Genomic DNA, 22,674 nt, shown 5'->3' with positions numbered 1-22,674 from the left:
GCTGGTGTCGGAGAAGGTGTTGTCCCCGTTGCTGGTGTCGGAGAAGGTGTTGTCCCCGTTGCTGGTGTCGGAGAAGGACTTGTCCCCTCAATGGTGAAGGGATTGTCGTTTACGCGCGGTATTTGAGCTGTAGTGAACCTAGATTCATCTAGCGAGTTCGATCGAACATCAATCAACACCGCCAAAAATTCCCCAGTTCGCCTGTCCCTAATAATCGTGTTGCTAGAATTCGAGCCTTGGCCCTGAAAAATTTCTAACTCTGTAAAGTTTAGACCTCCAGCCAGACCGATCGAATCTCCCGCATTAAAATCTCTAATTACATCAGCATCACCGATTTCGCGGCCGCCAGTAGTGAGAAACCCGTTGCTACCAGGCGACGTGCCCACCCTACCGAGAACAAAGATATCCGATCCGTCGCCTCCTGTCAGAGTATCCGATCCGCGATCGCCCGAAAGAATATCATCCCCAGGCCCCCCAGACAAAGAATCATTGCCGTCACCCCCGAAGATCAGGTCATCACCCTCGCCGCCATCACCAGTATCGTTACCAACGCCCCCGGTGATGACATCCCCGCCCTCCTGGCCCAACAAAATATCATTGCCAGCGCCGCCGATGAGGCAGTCATTACCCGTGTCGCCAAAAACAGTGTCACTGCCCTTGTCGCCAAAAATCAGGTCGTCCTCGCCACCTCCGCGCAGACAGTCATTGCCTTTACCGCCGTACAGCGTGTCGTTACCCTCAGCACCCAAGACAAGATCGTTGCCCTGGTCGCCAAAAGCTACGTCACCGCCCTCGTCGCCAGAAACCAAGTCATCGCCTTTGCCGCCCCGCGCCGTGTCATTACCGCGCCCGCCCTCAACGATATCTTTACCAGCGCCACCGTTGAGAGAATCGTTACCGTCTTCGCCCCTGAGTAGATCGTCTCCGTCCCGACTCAGAAGCGTGTCGTCGCCGGCCCCCCCGGAAATAGTGTCATTGAACAAGCTGCCGATTAAATAGTTATCCCCATCATTTCCGACAACTAAGCCATCGACAAAAACTGGCTGTGGGGGAGGCGTGGGAACTGTCAGAGGTGGTCGCGGCACCGGGGTGATCGAAATGTCCGGGCCCGTCCCCGTCATCGTTGTCGAAGTCCCCGTCATCGTTGTCGAAGTCCCCGTCATCGTTGTCGAAGTCCCCGTCATTGTTGTCGAAGTCCCCGTCATCGTTGTCGAAGTCCCCGTCATCGTTGTCGAAGTCCCCGTCATCGTTGTCGAAGTCCCCGACGACGGCGTAGGCGACGGCACCGTGCCGCTATCCAAACTATCCCCGTTCTCATCGGGTAGCCGCCCTTCGAGAAAAATTAGTGGTACTGCACTTGCCATTGTTCCGACTCCTTGCGACGCTACTCAAAAACTACTAAATAAACTTAAAGTCAGATGCAGTAATGACGGTGCTGAGAGCTCCCGGCACTGTAGGAATAGAATTCAACACTGCCAAATCGAAAGCTGGGAGACTGTCATCTGCCACATTCGGGTCAAAGCCGAGAACGTACTTGTTAAAAGTATTGTTCAGGTACACGAAGAAAGCTCCCGTTTGGCTCGAACCCTTTTGATTCTTCAACACTGCATTTATTGCTTGAGCGTTATCAAATTTAGATTCAAACAAAATGACTGATTGCTTGCTGATGTCGTCGCCGCTAGACCCGATATTCCTGACGATAAAACTGGTGAAATCGAGAGTAGTTCCAGAGTTGGTTAAACCTGCGAAATTTGATGACCTGAACAAAAATCTGTCGGTCTCGCTGCCGTTAGCGTTAAAGTCAGCAATCACGTCCACGCCTTCGCTGGGAGTTTCGTAGTAGAAGAAATCATTGCCAGCATCGCCCGTGAGCAAGTCAGAACCGTTGCCACCGCCCAAAATGTCATTGCCTGCACCGCCGGAAAGCGAGTCGTTGTCATCGCCGCCCAATACCAAGTCATTGCCGAAGGCGCCGCTGAGACAGTCGCTGCCGGCACCGCCGTCGAGAGTGTCGTCGCCAGCTTGGCCGTCGAGGGAGTCGGTGCCGGCCTCGCCCAACACGTAGTCATTGCCCGAACCTCCGAGTCCCGTGTCGTTGCCTTGTCCACCCAAAATCGTGTCATCGTTGTCGCCGCCGGATATGGAATCGTTATTGATACCGCCGTCGAGCAAGTTTCTGCCCAGTCCACCGTCGAGGATGTCGTCGCCTGCACCGCCGTCGAGGGAGTCGTCGCCAATGCCACCAAGTAAGGTGTCGGTCCCAGTGCCACCAAGTATCGAGTCGTCGCCGGATTCTCCCAACATCGAGTCATTGCCTGTTCCGCCGTCAATGGTGTCGTTGTTGTCTCCGCCCAAGAGGTTGTCATTGTCATTGCCGCCGAACATCAGGTCGTTGCCCAGTCCGCCGATCAGCGAGTCTATGCCGTCTTGGCCGTCAACAGTATCGTTGCCCAGTCCGCCGTCAAGGGTGTCGTTGCCGATCGCACCTACCACCGAGTCGTTGCCTGCTTCACCGAATTCGAGGTCGTTGCCGCCACTGCCATCGATGATGTCGTTGCCGTCGCCCCCAGCGAGGGTATCGTCGCCGGCCCCGCCGAGGATGAAGTCGCTGAGGTTGCTGCCTGTAAAGCTGCTGGCCGGGAGTGCGCTGCGATCGACAATATTATCTACCACCGTGATGCTGAAGGATGCCGGCCCAACAGTTGCAGACCCGTCGGAGGCTGTAAACGTGAAACTGTCGCTGCCACCTGTCGCCAGCAAGTTGTATTTGACGATGTTGTTGTTGATATCGTCTTGTGTGAATTTGCCACCGACGTTGAGAAAGGTGGTGCCCCTTTGGACAAAACCTCTGGTAGCATCGGGGGCTTTAGTAATCGTGTAAACGATTTCCAAAGGGGTGTTGTCGGGATCTGTGACTAACAAATCGGCCGCAGTAATCGTCTGGGTAGGATTACTTTTGGCAACCACCACACCGTCGTTAATTACTAGCTGTGGCGGGTTGCTAACGTTGATGGTTGCTACCGCCTGACTTGTGCCGCCGTTGCCATCTGAGATCGAGTAGCTGAAGCTGTCACTACCCGAAAAGCCCGGATTCGGCGTGTATTTGAATGCGCCGCCGCCCACAGGAACCAGGCTGCCCTTGCCTGTTGGAGTAAAAGTCGTGACAGTCAGAGCGCTTTTTTCCGCGTCAGTGTCGTTCAACAGAACGTTGAAACTGAGTGTTTGACCGGCAACAGTGGTGAAGTTGTCGTTAACTGCTTTTGGAGGTTGGTTAAGGATGGGCGTCGGACTTGCTGTCGGCGTCGGACTTGCTGTCGGCGTCGGACTTGCTGTCGGCGTCGGCGACCCCGGGAATATCGGCACCGGCTCTGTCGGCGTTGGTGTCGGGCTGGCTGTCGGCGTCGGTGTCGGACTGTCTGTCGGCGTCGGCGTTGGTGTCGGTGTCGGACTGTCTGTCGGCGTCGGCGTTGGTGTCGGCGTCGGCGTTGGTGTCGGCGTCGGTAGGGGAAGCGGAGTTGCGCTGCCGGGAACTGTGGGGGCAATTACAAATGAGCTTCGCCCTAGGGTTCTGCTGTCTACTCCGGGCAATACTGCTAAAAAGTCGCCGCTGACGCCGTTGCGAATAATCGTACTGCCGGCTTTGGTCTCAGTGCTTTGGAAGATTACCAAATCTTCAAACTTGAGGTCGCCGGTTAACCCGATTAAATCTTCGCCTTGGCGAAAGTCTGTGAAAATGTCGGCATCGGCGATATCGGGGCCGCCTGTGGTGAGAAATGCCGGGTTAGTGCCGTCGCTGCTGCCGCTGGGGGAACTGAAGGCACCGATGACGAAGACATCTCTGCCTTCGCCTCCTGCCATTATGTCTTTGCCTCCTTCGCCCCAAAGAACGTCGTTGCCAGCACCGCCGTCCACGATGTCATCACCGTCGCCACCGAATACTATGTCGTCGCCGTCGCCGGAAAAAAATGTGTCCCCGCCGGCGTTTCCGTATAGCCAGTCGCCTCCTTCGTTGCCAAATAGCAAGTCTTCGCCGTCGCCGCCGAAGAGCGAGTCGTTGCCTTGGTCGCCCCACAGGATGTCGTCGCCTCGATCGCCCAAAAAGCTATCGTCGCCAGAGCCCCCACGCAAGCTGTCGCTGCCTTTGCCACCGTAAGCCGTGTCTCTGCCTTCGCCTCCGATTACCGTGTCGTTGCCGTCATTGCCATACAACAGGTCGGGGTTATTTCCCCCGTCGAGGGAGTCGTTGTCTTTGCCTCCGTACAGGGTATCGAGTCCTGAACCGCCATCAAGAACGTCGTTGCCCTCATTGCCGAACAGCACGTCGTCATCATCGGCCCCGAATAGTAAATCGTCGCCTCCGACTCCTTGCAAGGTGTCGTTGCCTTGCAGCCCGGAAATCACGTCGGGGCCGGGACTGCCAGCTAAGGAGTCGTTGCTTTCTGTGCCGCGGACTACGCCGCCGATGACTGCGGGCGAGGTACCTTGGCCTCCGCCCAATGTGTCGTCTATGCCGCCAAATGTGTCGTCCCCGGAGGGAGTTGGAGTTCCCGTCGGCGTCGGAGTGGGTGTTGGAGTGGGTGTTGGAGTGGGTGTTGGTGTTGGTGTTGGCGTCGGTTCTGGAGTGGGTGTTGGTTCTGGTGTTGGTTCTGGAGTGGGTGTTGGTATAATTACTAATGGCACTGCACTTGGCATTATTTTGGCTCCTTTAAACGACGATCCCGATTAACTTTAAGAACTGATTAGTATCAGTTTGTTGCCACAAATCTGGCTTAAAATTGATTAATAACCCCATCATTTCTAACATACTAAATCAAAACTGCCACGGCTATAGATATTTTTTAAGCGGGGCATCTTTTGATCTCAAAATATTAATGATTGCACGTTTTGCTGCCTATGTTGGGTATACTTTAATATCGCGCCATTTCGATAGAACGTAGAAGTCGGGCTTGGAGTCAGCCCGGTGTATTTATCCAGAATCAGAAAAAATAAAAATCTTCGCCGTCATAATTTTTTCTTTCCGAATGTCGAATGCTAAATACAGATGTGCCTCTTGCCTCCAGAAGCGAATGCCTTATGCTGACTGCTGACAAGAAACAGAGCTGTTAATTAGGGGCAGAAGCGGCCCGGTTTGTTCTTGTCCACTGACGGATAGTTCGCTGTGGCACAGGTAAAGCAGGGAACAGCGACTTAACAAATCTAGCAGAATTCGCCGCAGTCGCTGTTGGTCGGCCGCCGTTTCCTCTTCGGTTTCCCAGGGACGCCCCAGTTGCGATCGCAAAAATAAGGGAGCACCAAACAATGTCGCCGCACCACCACTCAGCCACAGGGGCGAGCCGGCATCCAGCCAAAAGTGCCATTTGTGGGCGCGCCGGCTGCTGCGGTACTGGAAGATGTTGGCGAGGGTGACGGCTCTGGCTGCTGGGCCTTCTGGACGAACTGGAAAGGGGTTGGCGGTGACGGTTCCTTGGCGCAACAACTGGATGAACCGGGCGATCGTTTCTGAGTCGTCGCCGTTTGTTGGTTCTACGCGCTGCATTCGCCCGTTGATTTCCCAGTAGTGGGTGGCGGTTTCCATTAACTCGCGCAGGGCTGCTAGCCGATCGTAGGGCAGGTATCTGTCGTTCATGAGAAATTTCTGGATGGCTCGATCGAGTAGGGCAATTGGACTCGGCAACAGCCGCTCCTGCTGTTGCGATCGCTGTTGTTCGATCCACTCGACAATGTGCTCGTAGGCCCGGGCGGCTCGGTGTCCCAGTCGGTCCCACCGGGGAAAGGCTGTAATTGGCAGCAATTGAGGTCGATCAATATCTGGGCAAAAACAGTGATCGGCGATTAAACCTGCTCTCACTTGGTCGATCGATTTTTGATTGTGAATTTGAGATTTTAGATTGAACGTCGAGTTGGCATCTTCTGTTTCCAATGAACGGTGTTTCTGGCTGCCCAACACCACCAGCATTTCGGCTGCGCCGTCTCGATCGACTAAACGGCCGAGTCCCGGATAAACTAACGCTAACAAAGTGAGTAAAGCTCGAATCTCTGGGGTAGTCGAGAGGGGACGCTGATCGTTGAGAGATACGGCTGCGATACCATCTCGCGCGAGAATTTCCGTTAAACTGTAACGGGCGATCGCATCCATCCCAGGGGCAATTACGGCGATTTCCTGCGGTTCCACGGCTTGTGACTTCACCGCATCGACGATGATTTCGGCGGTTTCTCGCAGCAGTTGAGCCCGGGAAGTGGTTTGGAGCGATCGAACTTTACCGGGCAAACTCAAGCCTAAAGGATAAAAACCCTCAGTATTAACTGCTAAACTTACCGCTAAATCTCCAATCTCTGGGGCTAAACCTGCTGTTGCGTCCAAATTTTCCACGCTTTGACAGCGGCTTTCGAGTTGGGCTAGGTATTCCGTGTCAGCCCCCAAGCCCAAACGCACTCCTCCATCCCGATTGTAGGAGAACGCCCCCGCCGCACCTTGGTCGAGCATTCGATCGAACAAATGGCGACTTATCGCCGGATAATCGTCAACATCGTCTGCGATCACAGCTTGGTATCTAGAGGCCAAATGCTGCTGATAACTGACATCCGGCAACAAATAGCGCCAGTAGAGTTCGCAAACAATCCCGTAAGTCAGGAGCCCCCGCATCAAGCACCATTCCCGCCACCTTTCCAGCAACTCTCCCATGCTAGTCCACAGGTTGGTCGAGCCGCCGTCACCAGCAAATCCCTGTTCCAGAATGCTGGGAATCTCTTCTCTCGGTGTACCGCTGACAGCAGCAAGTTGTAATAAGTCTAGTGTTCGACGCACCATTCGATTTGGACTTACCCCTGTTTTTTGCAAAATGCCTTCGTCTAGTTCGCGACGCCAGAGTCTCGCGGCAAGTTCCAGTTCTGTTTCAGGTTGCAGCCGCAGGGGAAATTGAGCCCTCAAATCCAGCGACTGAACTAGCAGGGGCCAAAATAACAATACCTCCTGCTCAAAAAAACCGAAGGGCGTTGTGGAGTGGAAGGTATATTTTCCTTCGGTAGCGACGGCGATGCGATCGGCCAATTCTAGCCGGTTGTCTCCATTAGCTGCTAAGACTAAAATTGCTGGGGCAGTTTGTCCCGCCCGCCGCCGCCCGGAACTCGATCGCCCTGAAACTGTTGCAGGCAGAGGCTTGACAGTTTTGCTCCAAATGCAGAACTGCTCGACTAAACGAGTGGTTTTACCGCTGCGGGCAGATCCGACAATCCAAATTGAATCCTCCGTGGCAGTTCTCAATTTATGTAAATTTGTTACCATACCGTGAATACTTTAATCACTAATGTCTACAGCCAACTAACCAGCTTTAGCTATGAATACTTCTCCCTGGAACAGGATTGTAAAATATCTCTACAGCCTTCACCAATGGTATCGAGAAACCCCTGAGAGGGCTCTAGAACAGGCCTACGATGCTGCGTTAGCAATTAAGGCGATCGAAGACGAGCATTTTGGCGGTCAAGGAATCTCTGAGCGATCGGGAGATTACGGACAAAGCACCCTGTCTTTCTTTAAATCCGAACTGCAAAAATACCTCAAGGTCATCCAAACCAGAATGGTTGAGTTTAATGCTAGCCGTTCTTTTTTGGAACTGCCGGAGCGAGTGGGGGCCAAACCGAAAACGGGGCACAGCGCTGAGCCTCACCAGCACGGATTAAATCTCAACAATAAAGATAGAGCTTCCCTTATATTTGAGAAGCTAGAGTTTATTGATGGAGTCATCGACAAGTATATTAATAATAGTAGATCGACGGCAATTGTTCCGGTTGTCAGTTCAGTAAATCTGCAAGCCAAATCTACAACAAATAGCAGCTCTCCACCTGACCAAAATAAAGGTTCAGCTAATTCTGTGAAAATTCACGATGGTGAGGTTGACACTAACTATGAAGAAGTGAATTTATTACCGCGATCGCTTTTGGGGACTTTGAACCGAATCACTAAAGATTTAGACCCTGGAGCTGAAAAAGAAGTAGTCAAGAACTTTCGCAATTCCAAAGTAAAAACAATTATTTCCCTCAGATTTATTTTGCTTTTGATTTTAGTTCCCCTGTTGACGAATCAAATCTCCAAAAACTTTTTAGTCGGCCCGATAGTTGACCATTTTAGAGGTCAAGAAAATGCTCCACTTTTCATAAATGTTAACCTGGAAGAAGAAGCATTCCAAGAACTGGAGAGATTTGAGCAGCGCCTCAAATTTGAAAGGTTAATAGGCACGGCTCCCTCGCTTTCTTTAGAGGAAACGGAAAATAAGATTGCCGAAAAAGCAGTTGAACTAGCGGAGGAATACCGCGCTGAAAGTGGGGGAGCTATTAAAAATATTTTTGCCGATTTGATTTCCTTGATTGCCTTTGCCGCGATTATCGTCACTAACAAGAAAGAGATTGAGATTTTAAAGTCTTTCATGGACGATGTGATTTACGGCCTCAGTGACAGTGCGAAAGCTTTCGTAATTATTTTGTTTACAGATGTGTTTGTCGGATTCCACTCCCCTCACGGTTGGGAAGTAGTTCTCGAAGGTGTATCGAGGCATTTGGGACTGCCAGAAAATAGGCAGTTCATATTTTTGTTCATTGCAACGTTTCCAGTGATCTTGGATACGGTATTTAAGTATTGGATCTTCCGTTATTTAAACCGGAGTTCGCCTTCGGCTGTTGCTACGTACAAGAATATGAACGAGTAATCAGAGGCGAAGGAAGTTCGGCAACGAGCAATGTACGGGATGTAGCGGATGTCAGGAAGAAGGAAGTTCGGCAACGAGCAATGTACGGGATGTAGCGGATGTAAAGGATAGAAGGAAGAAGGAAGAAGGAAGAAGGAAGAAGGAAGGAAGAAGAAAAAAAATGTAATAATAGCAAGATTTTCAGGCATTGATAACGTCCTCATTAGGGCGTCCACTGCACAGATAGTGGCTTACCCATAGCGCATAAAACCATTTATTTTTTGCGTCAGGAGTGGTTTAATTAAGTTGATCTACTTAAGCTGTTAGGACTCTAAATTTTATTGTTGGGCGGGTTCTCGCGCGCGCCAGACAATAATTGTATCAAACTTGACACTCATCAAGGCTCCGCTCAGGAAGCGTAAAATTTAGATGCGCCTTGGTCGATCGACAAAAAATGCGATCGCCCGCAGCATCTCTCGAAAGAAATCAAAAGGGCGATCGCATTCCCAAAACCCATTACCAATTACCAATGACCTAATTCCAACGCTTATGGCGCTGTCGCTGGCTTGCTACAGCCTCCACCAGTCCCAGGCCGAGAAAATTACTCAGCAGCGACGCATTCCCGTAACTTAGGAAAGGCAGCGGAATGCCCGTAACCGGAGCCAAGCCAATGTTCATCCCAATATTTACGAACACCTGAAAAATCAACATTGACAGTACGCCGATTGCCAGCAAAGAACCAAAATTATCGTTAGCAGTTTGAGCGATCGTCACCAACCGGAAACAAATTATCCAGAACACCAACAACACGCTAATACAGCCAATAAAACCCAATTCTTCGCCAATAGCTGAAAAGATAAAGTCCGTATGCTGTTCGGGAATAAAGTTAAGCTGAGTTTGCGTTCCCTGAAACAAACCCCGGCCCTTCAGTTCCCCAGCGCCAATAGCAATCCGAGATTGAATCAAGTGATATCCGCTGCCTAAAGGGTCTTTCTCGGGGTTTAAAAACCCTGTCAGGCGCATTTTTTGATAATCCTTGAGCACATTCCAAAAAAGATGTCCGAGGTGTCCAGAAACAACGTTCACCAACACAGCACCGAAAGTCCCCAACCAGGGCCAAGGCAGGGTTCGCCAAGCGATAATACCCGCAACAACTACCCAGGCTATCCAAATCGGTGTAGACAGGTTATTGAAGAGAACAGAGATGAGAGGAGAGAATAGCAATATTAGCCAGCCGGGATTGACATTTCCCCAGTAAAACATCCCCATTGTGATCGCGCCGAACACTAAGGAAGTACCTAAATTGGGTTCAGCAAAAATCAATCCCCAGGGTACAGCCATAATCGCCAGCATCCTCAACATATCCCGGACTGTGGGGACACTCTTCTCGTGCAGGAGAGCTGCTAAAGTGACAATCATGCCTACTTTGGCAAATTCTGATGGTTGCAGGTAAAAGCCGCCGATGTTGATCCACCGCTGGGCACCGAGCCCTGTAGTACCGATAAAGCGGACTGCGATCAGGGACAAATTGATTAATATATAAATCGGCCATTTCCACTCAAGCAGTATTTGGTAGCGACAGCGGGAAATGATGATGGCGAGGAACAAACCGACTGCCCCAGTTACCCAGTGTCGCCACCAGTCGATCAGCCCCTGGTTGATTTCGACGCTGCGGATCATGATTCCGCCGAAGATGGTGAGGGCGATGCAAGCGCCAAACAGCCAAGGGTCTGCTTCTTCCCAGGGTTTGAAGATTGATTTCCAGCGGTTTCTGACTTGTATTCTCTGCAACATGAGGATTTTAGATTTTAGATTTTAGATTTTAGATTATCGAGCCGATTTTCGGAAGTTGTGGATATATTTCGGATTCACAGCCTGCACCTTACTTGAGAAGCCTCGGTGTTAGTACCTCAGATTATTCGGGGAGTTGTAGGGATGTTCCGGGAACGGAAGAAGGAACGCCCAACCGGGTATCTGGATATTCTATTTTTTTCTGGGCGCTTACTTAATTTAGTTCGCGCACGTGGTCAGAAACCGGGTTTTTGTCGATAAGACGCACTGCAACTCGCAGAAACCGCTAAAAACCCGGTTTCTTGGGTTTTGATTCGTAAGCCCTAGAATCTTCAGGCCGGTTCGTAAAGGTATTCAAAACCGTTCCCATCTGGATCTCTGCCGTAGAAGGATGCAGTACCGTCGCGGTGTTCGTGAATGTGCGTGACGGAAACACCATCGGCTTTGAGTTGTTCGTAGGCGGATTCCATTTCGGTACGATCGTCAAATACAAACCCAAAATGTGGCCCTGCTTGGTCGTAACTCGGACTCAACAGCGCCAATCCGTCCTCTCCTGCTTTCAAATAAGCCCAGTCTGCATCTTTCCAGACTAACTCCATACCCAAGTTGCGGTAGAATTCAGCAGACTTCTCTATGTCTTGCACGCAGACGGCTACGTGTCCCAATCGTTTTAGTTTCATCTCTACAAAGTTTATGGTTGTTCTTTCGTTTATTGTATCTATTTTCTGATTTTTTGCTCGATTAATTAGGTATTTTTTCGGTTTTTTTGGTGGCGGCTAACTGTACTTTTTCTACTTGTTTGCTAGCGTCCATTTCGCTGAACAGTTGAATGGCGCGGTCAAAATTTTCTTGGGTTTTCTCGGTGTTACCAAGTTTTTGTTCTGTCAGTGCTAGTTGATAGCAAGCTTCGGCTCGGTCTAATTTGGCGCTAGCTCGATCGAGTATTTCTATTGCTTCTGCATGGTGCTGCAGGGCTTGGTCAAATTCTCCCGCTTCTCGGTACAGCGCTGCTATACCGCTGAGAGATTTGGCTTTGATGGTGCTGTACTGGTTTTGGTCGGCTTGGGCGATCGCTTGGCGGTACAAGCTCAAAGCTTTCTCTGTCTCTCCCAGATTGTGATAGGTGGCGGCGAGAAAAACTAACTTGTATCCCGTACCCACCAACTGACTGTTTTCCCGATCGGCATAAAGTTTTTCGGCGAGCTCTTCCGCCTCTTTTTTGGCTCCGACACAGGAGTTGAGGAAAGCTAACCCGACATCGATCGAATAGCTATTAATCTCGATTTCGTCCCGCGAAGTTTTCAGCTTGACAAATATCTCCATAGCTGATTCTAATTCGCCCATTTCTATTTGACAAAAACCTATATTAATTGCAGCGTTAATTTTCCAGAATTCCAGATTAGCTTGTTTGCCGTTTTCCGGGTCGCTGCTTTTCGCTAGAATTTGCAAAGATTTAGTGGCTTTTATTTCTGATATTTGATGGCATTCTATCGCTTGATTTATTTCACCTAAGATCCGGTAACAAATACCTAAAATACTGTATAAACCGCTCAAATAATAATCAGAAGTCACATTGTTGACGATGCGAGTAGTTGCTGAAATTATGGGCTGCAAGAAACCTAATTTGTAGAGTGCTCTACCTAGCTTGTAATCTTTGGCAAACTGGATATTGATTTTTTTGAGGATGACGCTCGCGGCCTGGTCGAAACAGCTAATTGCCACATAATGATAGTAAGCTTCAAAGGCTTTCAGGGCATCTTCTACAGTTTCAATATTTTCAACACTCTCTGTCCAGAACTCGGCAGCTTTGCGGTTGGCAGTCTCCCAATCTCCGGGCGAGAGCCGATCGACCGCTTCTTCCCGAATTGCTGGATGCAGCCAGTATTCGCCCTTCTGAGACTCGACTAGCGATCGGTGCAACAGCGATTTAATGATTTGTCGGCGTCCGGCTTCGGGCACGTCCCACAGCAAACACAAAAGTCCGTCAGTAGGGACTGTCGGCACGTCTTGATAGCGGTAACAGCCCAAGCGACAGAGGAGTTGATAGGCTTCGGCATCGAGTTCTTGCAGGCGGTTAAACTGACTGGTAACTAAATTTTTTAAGTCAGTTTCAAGGAGCGGATCGTCGCTGTTTTCCAGCCAGTAGGCCGCCATATCTCCGTCAAAATCTTCTCGAATCGTGCCGCAAATAATGCCCATTGCTTTGGCATTGCCGCCGTAAACTTTGTGCATTTCCTTGAGGGCGATATCATCTATATTGATGTTGCGGGCGCTAAAAAACTGCCGCCAAACTTCAACTTCCAATCCAGGAAGCAGGTAGTGTTCGACGGTGACATCAGAATCGCACAGCCGATCGCGACTGGTAATCAGCGTTACCGATTGCACCGCTGCGTCAGCCAAAACTCGCAATAGTTCCACGTAAAGCCGGTGCGGTTCAATAAACTTACCTTGTCCGTCGAGTGCAGCTTCCAAATTGTCAATCAATACGCCGACTTTGTGAGTCTGAAGCTGTCGCTTCAACCGCCCCAGGGTGACGCCAAAGTCTGGCCCTGGTTCTTCCTGAAAGTCTTGCTTGAGCCATTCTTCGATCGCACTTTCCAATGCTGTGATATTCTCTGTCTCTTTTGCCATCAACAGTTCAATGGTTCGATCGAACCCTTGAGATTTGAGATACTGTCTGGCCAAAGTTGTTTTGCCGATACCGCCGGCACTTTGGATGACAATCACTTTTGCACCTTGGGCGACAAGAGTATTGAGATCTTCGATCGCCCCGAAGCGGCCCAAAAAATTCGGGTTTTCGATTTCCAAATCCGCATCAAGTCCGAGAGATACTTGGGCCGGAACAGTTTGTCCCGACTGCGGTTCAAGTTTCGAGTAGCTGCGCCAATACCGTTCTACAACCGCTTGAAGGTTGTCTCTTTTGACTTTTTCGCCTTCTCCAAACAAGGCTGAAAGCCGCTTCCACAAATTAGAGGCGGCATCCTTAACAGTCCCTACTCCATACCCTTCACTATCTGCAACCTGTTGGTACGTCCTGCCTTGCACTCCTTGCCATGCTTCGCGAAAGATAGCGCTGTCAAGGTTATCGAGAGTTTTCAGGTTTCGAGCCACAAGTAACGAATTAGTAAAATCCAGTGCACGATCGGCTTCCATTTAGTCACCAGGTTTAGCGTTACCCATCTGAGACAACTTTAACAGACTTTTTCCGACTCGCTTACACGCTCAAACAGTGGACTTGTATGGACTTTTACCGACTGACACGGCCGAGGTCGGCCGGGGATACTGTTGAGTGTGGATGGGAAGTGAACAGAAAAGCTTCTAACTTACACAGCGATCGAGTCGAGTTTATATTCTGGAGCAAGCAGCTATGTCTATTAACGATGTTGAAACAGCGATCGTGGATGAACAAATTCGCCCTCAAGAATGCGGCCGCGTTCGTTTCCAAAACAGTTGGTGGCCGGCGAAGTGCGATCGAGACATGACTTTTGAACCCGGTGAGGTGGTTCGCGTCGTGGGAATTGAAAATATTACTTTGATCGTTGCAGCGTCGTTTGCGATCAATTCTGAAAGTTAAGGCAAATCTACAATCGGGAGAAAGTAATCATGACTGTCAGCCATTTAGAAAGAGCGATCGTTGAAGAAGAAATTAAACCAAATCAGTCGGGCAGTGTGCGATTTCAAAGCAGTTGGTGGCCTGCCAAGTGCGTTCGAGAAATAACTTTGCAACCCGGTGAAGTTGTTCGCGTCGTGAGACTTGACAACATTACTCTGATAGTTGAAGCGTAGTTGGGAAACCATCTGGAGGTGGGGAGTTCTCGGAGGGTAGAACAAATAAATTTGCGATCGCGTTTCTATTTCGATACATTTCTCTTCAAGCGCGCGATCGCACTTCTCGCCTCTGTTAATTTCCAGATTCTAGAGTTTGACCTCAACCACAACTCACCGCTGACAAAAATGTCGGCGGGTTTTTTGTAGGCGTTCAGGGGGTGACAAGCAACTTAGAAGCCTTGTGCTGACAAGGATTTAAGCCGATCGCTCTCACAAAGAATTAGGCGGGCGCGATCGCCTTTTTCGGGTTTCGACAAGGTGGAATCACGATCGGGGGCGATCGCCCCGATCGTAAGTGTCAATAAGTCTGGCATAATAGCTATTAGGAATTTCTCCACCGACTTACTACGGTGTATAACTCAAAGCTAGGGTGCAAAACTTAAAAACTTTACCCGATGAGATGGATTTGTACATGACTTTTCAAGAAGCCCTAGAATTGATCGAATCAGCCTTAGAGTCCAAAACCAGTAAAACCTTAAGTTTGCTTGAAAAAGAAATCTTAAAAGCTGCTTGGGAAAACGCAACTTATAGTGTCATTGCTGACAGCTTGTACCTGAGCATAGGACATATCAAAGATTTAGCAGCCATCCTGTGGCAGCGCCTTTCAGAGGTAATGGGGGAAAAAGTTACTAAGAATAACTTTCGCTCTGTGCTAGAGAAGCAAAACACCACAAGTGCGATCGCCAATGCAAAAGGCGATCGTCGGTTCGCGAACGCTAAGGTAGGAGAAAGTGACCTTCATCAATTAGAAACTTGCAAAGGCAACATTGTAATTGTTGATGACCTCCCAGAAAATCTGCGTTTTCTAACCGAAATTCTCACTAAGGAGGGGTATACAGTTCGCTGCGTCACCAACGGTGCGATGGCCTTGAGGACAGTTCGCAATCATCCCCCCGATGTTCTCTTGCTGGATATTAAAATGCCAGACATGGACGGCTATCAAGTCTGCGAAACCCTCAAATCCGATGAAAAAACCTCAGAAATTCCGATTATTTTCTTAAGCGCACTTGACCAAGTTTTTGATAAAGTCAAAGCTTTTAAGGTAGGGGGAATTGACTACATTTCTAAACCTTTTGAGCCAGAAGAAGTGCTAGTTCGCCTGGAAACTCAGGTCACTATTCAGCACCAAAAACGACAAGTTAAAGAAGCACTAGCTCGACACCAACAAACCGCAGAAATTGCCTACCAATCTCGCGCCCTGCTGGCAAATTTGCTAAACTCATCTCTGGATGGAATAGCCGCAGTGGAGGCGGTGAGGGCAGATATTGCTGGAGAAATTGAAGATTTTCGCTGCTTGGTAGTTAACCCTGTTTTTGCCAGACTTTTAGGGAAAAGACGAACAGAACTCGCGGGCGAGCCAGTTCTGAAAAAACTGCTTAATCAATTGAGTCCCGGATTGTTTGATTTATTAGTAGAGGTTGTTGAGACTGGAGAATCGCTTAAAGGAGAGGTTCATCTAGAAAGTGATTACCTGGCTAAATGCTATTATTTCACTGCTGTTAAATTGGGAGACGGTTGCTCAATTACCATCCGCGACCTTACAGACTTAAAACAGTCGGCATTAAAGTCAATGATGGAACAGAACCAACCCCGTGTTATCAAATAGGATAAACGGGGCTTACGCAATCTGACCCAAGAAACCGGGTTTTTTAGCGAATCTACGGGCTGCAACGCGTCTTTTCGTCAGGATTTACGTACTCCGACGCCTAGAAACCGGGTTTTTTAGCGAATCTACGGACTGTAACCAAGTATTATCGTAAAAAAACCCGGTTTCTGACATGTGTAATTCCTAAAAATATCATCATTCACCAACCAAGGGTTCAGTTAAATCGAGAATCTTCTCAAACTGAAACTTCGTCACCCAGTTTCTGAGAGTTTGAAGCTCGAAAGCGTGAGATTCAGGAATCTCCTCCAGGAGTTGAAAAACTAATTCCGCATCAGCGTCAATAGCTGCTTCATATAATTTTACAATCCATTCTTGAGACATCCCTGCTAATAAATCAGTGAAATTTAACGGTTCTCCACTCACATTAGAAGGGGGAGAGGGTAGCTCTTGCTCCTCATAAATATAACCGACTCCCAAATGCTTAGCCATGATATCAAAAATAGCTTCTTTGTGGAACGGTTTTCGCACAAAATCATCGCACCCAGCCGATAAAATAACTGCCTTTTCTTCTTCCCACACGCTAGCTGTCAAAGCAATAACAGCAATAGCTTGACCTTTAATAGTGCCTTTAATGCGTTTCGTGGCTTCATAACCATCCATAACCGGCATTCTCATGTCCATCCAGATCAGATGTGGTGAGTAGGAATCCCAAATTTCAAGGGCTTCAATACCGTTAGTTGCTTCTTGCAGTTCAAAACCAAGAGGCTTGAGGAGTTTAATTAACAGTTGCCGATTGTCATCTTTATCATCAACTACTAGGATGCGATATAGGGGTTGATTAGGCGCTAAGGCAACGACGCGACGATTGTAGGGTTGGTTTTGAATTGCGCTATCAGCCAGGCCCACAGGAATGTCAAATTTAAATGTTGTACCAGATGTCGGTAGAGCTGTTGTATCATCAGATAATTTCCCCAGAGGCATTCCAGGGGTGAAAGCTTTCCCACCACTGATAACGGTGATTTCACCTCCCATCAAGCGGACAAATTGACGGCTAATCGTCAGTCCTAATCCCGTTCCTTGCTGTAGTTTTTGACCTGATTCTGTTTGTACGAAGGGTATGAATAGTTTCTCCAGTTCGTCTGCCGCCATGCCAACTCCCGTATCTTTGACTTCAAAAGTAATGGTTGTTTGTTCGTGCTTGTCGGTTATTTGTGTTTCGGCTTCATTTTGGGCGTTTGCCTGTTGACTTTTTACTTCTACAGACACGCTTCCAGAAGAGGTAAACTTAAGGGCATTACCGATTAAATTAATCAGCACTTGCCGCAACTTAACTTCATCAGCGTAGATATATTTAGGAACATCAGCAGCATATTTAAATCGTAATTGTAAGCCTTGATATTTTGCTGGCAACGCAAACATCTCCTCGATATCGGCTAGTAACTGATGAATGTCAAAGTTAGTTTCCGATAGCGTCATGCGTCCGGATTCTACTTTGGAAAGGTCAAGGATCTGATTAATTAGAGTCAATAAATGCTCTCCACTGCGATGAATGATGTTGAGGTTTTCTTTTTGTTCATTTAACAGATTAATATCCTGATTCATCAGTTGGGAAAAGCCGAGAATGGCGTTCAGGGGAGTTCGCAATTCATGACTCATGTTGGCAAGAAATGTGCTTTTAGCTTTGTTGGCAGCTTCAGCAGCGTCTTTTGCTTGTTCAAGTTCTGCTTCTGTTTTTTTGCGATCGCTAATTTCCTGTTCTAAGCGGACATTTTCGATCAGCGTTTTTTCGGCCTGTTTGCGATCGCTAATATCTTGAAAAGCTGCGATCGCATATTCTACATTACCCGTGTCATCGAATATTGGCGTACTGGTTGATTCTACAGAAACAATCCGCTCGTTTTGATATAGTTCCAAGTCATCAGCCTGAGCTTTTTCACCGCCAAGCGATCGCACCAGGGGTAGCTGTTCGACTGGATAGATATCCCCAGTGCCTGCCCGATAAACGCCATAGGTTTGGGATAATTTTGCGGTTTCGGCTTTGGGTAAATCTTGAATATTCAGTAACTGCTGGGCAACTTGATTGGTGTAGATGATTTGTCCTTTGGCGTCGTGAACGGAGATGCCTAAAGGTATAGCATTGAGGAATTTATTCAGGCGATTTTGCGTCGATTGTACTTGGGTGTAGAGTCTGGCGTTAGTAAGTGCGATCGCCGCCTGACTTGAAAGCAATTGAATCACTTCCAGGCGATCGGGTGTAAAAACGCCCTCTGCTAAATTATTTTCCAAGTAAACAATTCCAATTAATTGCCCCTGATTGAGCAGAGGGGCGCAAAGAATAGACTTGGGCTGGTGTGCTTTGATATAAGCATCTTGGGTAAACCTGCCTTCACGGGCCACATTGGTTTCAATCAGTCCTTCCTGAGTCCTTTCAACATAGTGAATAATCGACAAAGGCAGACAGGTTTCTATTGGAGTCGATTGCAACACCATCACCTGATTTGAGTTAGCCTCGCCTGACGCTTCGACTCTTAGTTGTCCTTGAGACTCTAAAATTAGATGGCCAATTTGTGCCCCGCAGCTTTCCAGCAAGATTCTCATCAAAGTCGTGAGGAGTTTATCCAACTCAATTTCACTGGCGATCGCCTGAGATGCTTTCATCAATGCGGCCAAATCCAGGGTTTCACCTGAAGTGCTGCCAGAGGTATTAGACAGGCTGTTGCGCGAATCTATGGACGTATTGGCTGTCGTAAAACGCTTTAAAAGTTTTGGATACTGTCGTTTCAAATCTGTCATTTTAGCTGTGGCACCCCAACGTAAATAGCAGTAGTAAGCATTTGTCATATAGGCTTGGGCAACTTGCTCTTTTCCCCAAGCGATGTAGAATTTGGCAGCGAGTTCATTAGCCAAAGCCTCTTCGTTTATGTAGTCATGTTCTTTGGCTAAGGCAATGGCGCGATCGTAGTAGTCGATCGCCCTAACATTTTCACCCAAAACTCGATATCGCTCTGCCTCCACTAGATAGAATTTATGGAGGTGAGTCATCGGAGCAAAATGCGCCCATTTTCTGATCTTTTTCTGGTTGCCTTTCACCTTCTGGAGGATGAGTTTTTGCTCGGATTTTGGTGCGTCACAATAGATAGCGAGATAAAGTAAAGAATTGTAGAAATGGTAGAGAGGAATAGTACCTACAGCGCTATCGCTATATTTTTCGGCTGAGTTAGCATTTTCTATAGCTTGCTGATAGTCTTGAAAAAGATAACAGAGAAATAGCTTGTAAAAATAGACCGATCGACAAAGATTTTGAGCATTCGCCTCTTGATGCAGGGGTAACATTTTTGTTTCGTCATAGTTTTCACCGATTAAACGGCATTTATCTTCAGCCTGTCCCATCAAGTTCAATAAAACCTGTCGATTGAGTTGGTTATAGTAATATGATGTTTCTTGCTTCAGTTGGCTGAGGGTATTACTGTACATTGCCATCTCTGCCTCTACTTTTGCCAATTCCTTCCCCAATACATAGGAATGGTAGCAGTATACGCAAACTGAATAAGCTGCATATTCTAAGTCTCCAGTTTCTAGGGCGATCGAGTAAGCATTCTGCAAAGGGTTTAAGGTTTCTCTAAGATGCTCTTTCCAATGTTTAACAAAGTAATTAACAATAAATATTGTTCTAGCTTTGAGTTCTTTACCATTAAACTTATCGAGTAACAAGAGAGCAAGTTGCCCAAATTGATAACCCGTCTCAATGTCTCCTACGGTTTCTCCAGACAAAATTAGTCCGTAAGTAGCATAGGCACAAGAAGACACAGAACTATTCCCGTATCTTATTGATAAATCGACCTGTTTCAACACCATCAGTGGCAGGAGGTCAGGTGTTGCAAAATGGGCAGCAGAAACTACTGTTGAGAGGATACGCATTGCGGCCAGCTTATCAGGATTAGTCATCACTGGTAGGTCGATTAAGTCCTCAACTCGCTTCCCTACTAAACGTAACTTTGTCTTCACCAGTTCAAGGAAAATATTTAATTTTGTTGGTTTTTTAGGAAAGCGAATCCCCAACAGCTTTAATACTGAAAGTGCCGTATCTATCGCTTCTAACGGTTTGTTTTGTGCTGTATAGGCTTGAATCTTGACTTCATAGACTTTCACTTTGTCCAGCAACGAAGTAGCTTGTTGAAGCACAAGGTTAGCTAATTTTTCCATTTCCTCAACATGGCCACTCAAAATAGCAGCTTCTACTGTTTCCACATACAGTGTCAGAGTTAGGTCATACTGACAAAGCCAACTATCTGCACTCAGGCAATTTATACCAATTATTAAGTAATTCCACGCGGGTTTCCAAGCTGCTGATGCCTTCGCTTTTTTGCCAGCAATCAGATTTAATTGAGCAAGTTTATCTTTTTCTAACTGAAGGTCAATTGCTTCAATACCGAAGTTTAGTTGATTGACAATATCAAAAATCTTTTGTTGGAGGATCTGTTGCGGTGTATTTTGTAACAACAGTTGCCCGACTTTCCAGTGAACCGCTTGCTTGTCGTCTGGGGGAATTAGGGAATAGGCGGCTTGCTGAATGCGATCGTGAGCAAATTTATAGGTAATTTTTAATTCCTTCGCTTCTCGGTTTGTTTTCAGGAATTTGTAATCATCCCCAATGGGTAATATCAATCCCGATTGAATGGCATCCCACAATTCATTTGCCGCTGCTTTTTGAGAAGTTTCATTAATAATGGAAAGGGTTTGTAAATCAAATTGGTTGCCAATACAAGCGGCTAATCGTAAAACTTTTTGTGCTGACTCTGATAACGTTTGAATTTTATCTGCCATGAACTCAATAACGTTATCAGTAATATTCCTAGTTATAATTTGCTCTAAATCCCAATACCAAGCCCCAGCATTAGTATCAAATTTTAGCAATTGCTCTGTATAAAGTGACTTGAGAAACTCTTTGATAAAAAACGGATTTCCCTGTGTTTTTTGCCAAACCCAATCGGCTAATCTTTGCGTAGGGACGCACTCAGTTTTCAGCGTATCCGCAATGAATTCATTAACCTGGTTTAAATTTAGGGGTGAAAGGGAGAGATGATTAATTACTACTCCCTGTTTTTTCATCTCAGATAAAGTCAGCATTGCAGGATGAGTTGCAGTGACTTCGTTATCTCGATAAGCTCCGATTACCAACAGATTTTGAGTAGTGAAATCGGTCATTATCAACTGGATCAATTGCAGCGTAGCGCTGTCTGTCCATTGAAGGTCGTCTAGAAATAAGACGAGAGGATGCTCTTTTTGGCAAAAGACCTGAATCAAGTTTTGAAAAGCTAAATTAAACCGATTTTTTGCTTCTGTTGGTGGCAATTCTGGGACAGGATTCTGTTGGCCAATAATCAGTTCAACTTCGGGGATGACATCAATAATAATTTGTCCATTGCTGCCTAATGCGCCTCGAATCTTCTCTTGCCACTGTTCTAATTGCGCTTGAGTTTCCGTGAGCAGTTGCCGCACCAATTCTTGGAAGGCCGCGACTAAAGCTTGATAGGGAATATCGCGTTGCAACTGGTCAAATTTACCTGCAATAAAGTAGCCGCGTTTTTGAGTAATGAGTTTATACAATTCCTGAACTAAAGCTGATTTTCCAATACCAGAGTATCCAGAAATTAGCATGAGTTCAGTTTGTCCTTGTCGCTGACAATTTTGTGACTCAGTTGTCGTTGGGTTGCTCGCACCTAGTTGTTTCTCTTCTCCCGAAGCTACGCGAACAAAAGCAGCCAATAATGACTCAATCTGTGATTCTCTTCCGTACAGTTTTTGAGGGAGTTGTAATTGAGGATAAATGTCTTGGAATCCCAAGGAAAAAGCTTTAATTTGACCAGTTATAGATTGAGTGAGACAAGTTTTTAAATCTGCCTTGATTCCCCAAGCACTCTGATATCTATCTTCTGCCATTTTTGCCATTAACTTCCTGACAATTTCTGAGAGATTCAAGGGAATTTCGGGATTGATTTCATGAGGTGGAGTCGGTTGTTTGGCAATATGGCAATGGACTAATTCAAGGGCATCGACGGATGCAAAAGGCAACTGGTTGGTTAGCAGTTCATAGAAAGTAACGCCCAGAGAATAAAAGTCGGTGCGGTAGTCGATTACTCGATTCATTCTCCCTGTTTGTTCGGGAGATATATAAGCCAATGTTCCTTCTAGAAGGTTAGGACTTTTGAGGCTGGGATTTTCTTGAAATAGGATGGTAGATAGGCCAAAGTCAATGATTTTTAATTGTCCAGTTTGAGAATTCAAGACCATATTAGATGGATTGATATCTTTATGAATGACATTTTTTTGATGAACTTTGCCTAAAGCATCTGTGATCTGGATAGCAAAGTGGAGAAACTCTGATACTGAAAAGGTACGACGTTCCAGCAGAATTTTGAAGGACTCTCCGCCAAAATCTTCCAACAACATGACTTGTGTGTTCTCGTATTTTCGCAACTCGTAGGCTTTAATCGTTTCCTCTAAGTTGAGACGGCGAGTGATTTCGTATTCCTGCTGATAGCGGTAGAGTTCCGCTGGTGTGGGGTAATCCTCTTTGAGGAGTTTCAAAATCAAAGGTTGCTGATTTGATTTGAGGATGCCTCGGTATACGAGGGAATTCGCACTTTCGTAGATTTGGTTGACTATTGTGATATCTGGCAGTGAAATCATGTTGGGAATTATTGCTGCCTAAAAAAGTTAAGTATACAAATAAATATAACATGGCGAGGAGCGGGTGAAAGGAGCAGTAAA

Annotated in this window: 13 protein-coding genes; 5 read left to right on the top strand and 8 right to left on the bottom strand. The window is 47.2% G+C overall.

Annotated features, from left to right (window positions below; translation table 11 throughout):
• The 3 genes from QUA43_RS26085 to QUA43_RS26075 all read right to left on the bottom strand — a co-directional run.
• The coding region (locus tag QUA43_RS26085) for a calcium-binding protein (protein ID WP_333377791.1) at positions 1-1,364 on the bottom strand (1,364 nt) is incomplete at its 3' end.
• A gap of 34 nt (positions 1,365-1,398) precedes the next feature.
• A complete protein-coding gene (locus QUA43_RS26080) occupies positions 1,399-4,692 on the bottom strand; it encodes an Ig-like domain-containing protein (protein ID WP_333377788.1) in 3,294 nt (1,097 codons plus the stop codon).
• A 379-nt stretch (positions 4,693-5,071) separates the two neighbouring features.
• Positions 5,072-7,282, bottom strand: coding sequence for a recombinase family protein (locus QUA43_RS26075; protein ID WP_333377786.1), 2,211 nt, complete (start codon positions 7,280-7,282; stop codon positions 5,072-5,074).
• Positions 7,283-7,334: 52 nt separating this feature from the next.
• Here QUA43_RS26075 and QUA43_RS26070 point away from each other — a divergent pair, with 52 nt between their 5' ends.
• Positions 7,335-8,699: a proton extrusion protein PcxA gene (locus tag QUA43_RS26070; protein WP_333377783.1), complete on the top strand. Its 1,365-nt coding sequence runs from the start codon at positions 7,335-7,337 to the stop codon at positions 8,697-8,699.
• Between the two features lie 513 nt (positions 8,700-9,212).
• Here the strand turns inward: QUA43_RS26070 and rodA are convergent.
• The 3 genes from rodA to QUA43_RS26055 form a co-directional block, all read right to left on the bottom strand.
• The gene (rodA, locus tag QUA43_RS26065; protein ID WP_333377780.1) at positions 9,213-10,472 is read right to left on the bottom strand and encodes a rod shape-determining protein RodA; all 1,260 of its coding nucleotides are present in this window, start codon (positions 10,470-10,472) and stop codon (positions 9,213-9,215) included.
• Between the two features lie 329 nt (positions 10,473-10,801).
• Entirely contained in the window at positions 10,802-11,149 is a 348-nt protein-coding gene (locus QUA43_RS26060) for a VOC family protein (RefSeq protein ID WP_190661613.1), read from the bottom strand.
• 61 nt (positions 11,150-11,210) lie between these two features.
• The gene (locus QUA43_RS26055; protein WP_333377777.1) at positions 11,211-13,622 is read right to left on the bottom strand and encodes a tetratricopeptide repeat protein; all 2,412 of its coding nucleotides are present in this window, start codon (positions 13,620-13,622) and stop codon (positions 11,211-11,213) included.
• 214 nt (positions 13,623-13,836) lie between these two features.
• On the opposite strand from QUA43_RS26055, the gene QUA43_RS26050 reads away from it, so the two are divergent.
• The 3 genes from QUA43_RS26050 to QUA43_RS26040 are packed head-to-tail and all read left to right on the top strand — an operon-like array spanning position 13,837 to position 14,444.
• Complete coding sequence (locus QUA43_RS26050; RefSeq protein ID WP_333036967.1) at positions 13,837-14,043, top strand: NfeD family protein; 207 nt, start codon at positions 13,837-13,839, stop codon at positions 14,041-14,043.
• 29 nt (positions 14,044-14,072) lie between these two features.
• A complete protein-coding gene (locus tag QUA43_RS26045; RefSeq protein WP_333085395.1) occupies positions 14,073-14,255 on the top strand; it encodes an NfeD family protein in 183 nt (60 codons plus the stop codon).
• A gap of 18 nt (positions 14,256-14,273) precedes the next feature.
• Positions 14,274-14,444: a hypothetical protein gene (locus QUA43_RS26040; protein WP_333377774.1), complete on the top strand. Its 171-nt coding sequence runs from the start codon at positions 14,274-14,276 to the stop codon at positions 14,442-14,444.
• 23 nt (positions 14,445-14,467) lie between these two features.
• Here QUA43_RS26040 and QUA43_RS26035 read toward each other — a convergent pair whose 3' ends face one another.
• On the bottom strand, positions 14,468-14,611 hold the full coding sequence (locus QUA43_RS26035; RefSeq protein ID WP_333377770.1) for a hypothetical protein: 144 nt from the start codon (positions 14,609-14,611) through the stop codon (positions 14,468-14,470).
• 56 nt (positions 14,612-14,667) lie between these two features.
• On the opposite strand from QUA43_RS26035, the gene QUA43_RS26030 reads away from it, so the two are divergent.
• The gene (locus QUA43_RS26030; RefSeq protein ID WP_333377768.1) at positions 14,668-15,903 is read left to right on the top strand and encodes a response regulator; all 1,236 of its coding nucleotides are present in this window, start codon (positions 14,668-14,670) and stop codon (positions 15,901-15,903) included.
• A 195-nt stretch (positions 15,904-16,098) separates the two neighbouring features.
• Here QUA43_RS26030 and QUA43_RS26025 read toward each other — a convergent pair whose 3' ends face one another.
• Positions 16,099-22,593 (bottom strand): AAA family ATPase, encoded by a 6,495-nt coding sequence (locus QUA43_RS26025; protein ID WP_333377765.1) that lies wholly within the window; start codon positions 22,591-22,593, stop codon positions 16,099-16,101.
• Positions 22,594-22,674 lie beyond the last annotated feature (81 nt).

It is taken from the genome of Microcoleus sp. N9_B4, assembly GCF_036701635.1.
In the GTDB taxonomy this organism is placed as follows: domain Bacteria; phylum Cyanobacteriota; class Cyanobacteriia; order Cyanobacteriales; family Microcoleaceae; genus Microcoleus.
The sequence above is the reverse complement of the archived record's forward strand: the minus strand, read 5'-3'. Positions and strand labels throughout refer to the sequence as shown.

Excerpts from the sequence above, each read along its gene's own strand:
- QUA43_RS26045 (WP_333085395.1), top strand. The coding sequence starts at position 14,073 with ATGACTGTCAGCCATTTAGAAAGAGCGATCGTTGAAGAAGAAATTAAA.
- QUA43_RS26080 (WP_333377788.1), bottom strand. The coding sequence starts at position 4,692 with ATGCCAAGTGCAGTGCCATTAGTAATTATACCAACACCCACTCCAGAA.
- QUA43_RS26075 (WP_333377786.1), bottom strand. The coding sequence starts at position 7,282 with ATGGTAACAAATTTACATAAATTGAGAACTGCCACGGAGGATTCAATT.
- QUA43_RS26055 (WP_333377777.1), bottom strand. The coding sequence starts at position 13,622 with ATGGAAGCCGATCGTGCACTGGATTTTACTAATTCGTTACTTGTGGCT.
- QUA43_RS26050 (WP_333036967.1), top strand. The coding sequence starts at position 13,837 with ATGTCTATTAACGATGTTGAAACAGCGATCGTGGATGAACAAATTCGC.
- QUA43_RS26035 (WP_333377770.1), bottom strand. The coding sequence starts at position 14,611 with ATGCCAGACTTATTGACACTTACGATCGGGGCGATCGCCCCCGATCGT.
- QUA43_RS26025 (WP_333377765.1), bottom strand. The coding sequence starts at position 22,593 with ATGATTTCACTGCCAGATATCACAATAGTCAACCAAATCTACGAAAGT.
- QUA43_RS26070 (WP_333377783.1), top strand. The coding sequence starts at position 7,335 with ATGAATACTTCTCCCTGGAACAGGATTGTAAAATATCTCTACAGCCTT.
- QUA43_RS26060 (WP_190661613.1), bottom strand. The coding sequence starts at position 11,149 with ATGAAACTAAAACGATTGGGACACGTAGCCGTCTGCGTGCAAGACATA.
- rodA (WP_333377780.1), bottom strand. The coding sequence starts at position 10,472 with ATGTTGCAGAGAATACAAGTCAGAAACCGCTGGAAATCAATCTTCAAA.